General features: G+C 75.5%; 2 protein-coding genes. One reads left to right on the plus strand and one right to left on the minus strand.

The features are described from left to right. Window positions 1-107 precede the first annotated feature (107 nt). Window positions 108-464, plus strand: coding sequence for a hypothetical protein (locus tag FV228_RS30345; RefSeq protein ID WP_147857805.1), 357 nt, complete (start codon window positions 108-110; stop codon window positions 462-464). Here the strand turns inward: FV228_RS30345 and FV228_RS30350 are convergent. Next, window positions 436-1,181 (minus strand): GNAT family N-acetyltransferase (locus FV228_RS30350; protein ID WP_147857806.1); only part of this gene is annotated, 746 nt, incomplete at its 5' end. The two genes, FV228_RS30345 and FV228_RS30350, sit on opposite strands and share 29 nt — an antisense overlap.

A 1,181-nucleotide genomic window follows, 5' to 3' on the forward strand; every position in this document is an offset into this window, starting at 1 on the left:
GGTGCCGCAGCGGTCCGGCGAGCCGGCGGAGGCCGTGCGGGTGATCGACGGCGCCGGCCGCGAGGTCTTCTTCCGCAGCCGCTTCGACGCGGCGGATTGAGGGGCCGATGCGCGCCGCGCTGATCCTGCCCGGGCTCGTCCTGCTGAGCTGCGGCCTGTTCCTGCGCAGCTACACCCTGGCGCCCGCCCCCGACCGGCGCGGCGGCACGACGGTGCAGTTGACCTGGCCCACCCGTCCGGTGTTCGGAAGCCCGCGGGCCGACTGCCTCGGGACGCCCGCGGAGGAGCCGGTCGTCCCCTGCCTCATCGCCTCGGTCGGCCGGGCGCGGAACGAAGGCATCCCGGTGATCCAGCTGCCGTTCTGCGCGACCTGCTACGGTCTGTCCGAGCGGATCGCACGCATCGGCCACGACGACGCGGCGGTGCAGGCCCGGCTCACGCAGATCGCCCGCTTCGGCTGGTGAGGCGCGCCCGCGCCACGCGCTCGCGGGCGCGCTCCAGAGTGCGGGCCAGGGGGAACAGCGGGTCGCGGCCGGCCTCAACCAGCAGGTGGGCGATCGGGCGCCGTTCCGTCCAGAAGGTCGAGCCGAGGGCGAAATCCGGCGGGGCGCAGGAGTCGATCCGATCGATCCGGTCGATGCCCTCGCGGGCCAGCACCGTCTCGGTCAGGCGGTGGACGAGTTGCACCCCGGGGGCGGCCTCCGAATCCGCCTCGTCGTGGGCGATCTTGAGCACCCAGGCCTCGGTGCCGGTGATCGGCAGGATCGCGGAGGCCAGGACCCGGCCGTCCCGGCGCAACCGCGCCACGCGTAACCGCCCCTCGGATCCGAGATCGGCCAGCACGGCGCGCAGGAACGCGACCTCGTCGGGCCGCTCCCCCAGGCCGGTGCCGGCCCGGCCCTTCCAGCCCGCGGCCTCCAGGGCGACGTGGTCGTCCAGGGCGCGGTCGAGCGCCGCGGGGGCGTCCAGGATCTCGAGCGCGACCGGTCCCACGGCCTCCAGGCGCTGGCGGGCGAGGCGCAGCTTGCGCCGCCGCTTGCCGGACAGGTGGTCGAGATACGTCGCCCGTGCCTGCATCGACCGGCCGGTCACGTCGAGCAACCCGCGTTCGTGCGGCCAGTAGGCGGCCCGCCGCACCCCGCACGCGGACAGCAGGTCCGCCAGGGGACCGGTTGCGGGCG

The organism is Methylobacterium sp. WL18 (genome assembly GCF_008040015.1).
In the GTDB taxonomy this organism is placed as follows: Bacteria; Pseudomonadota; Alphaproteobacteria; order Rhizobiales; family Beijerinckiaceae; genus Methylobacterium; species Methylobacterium mesophilicum.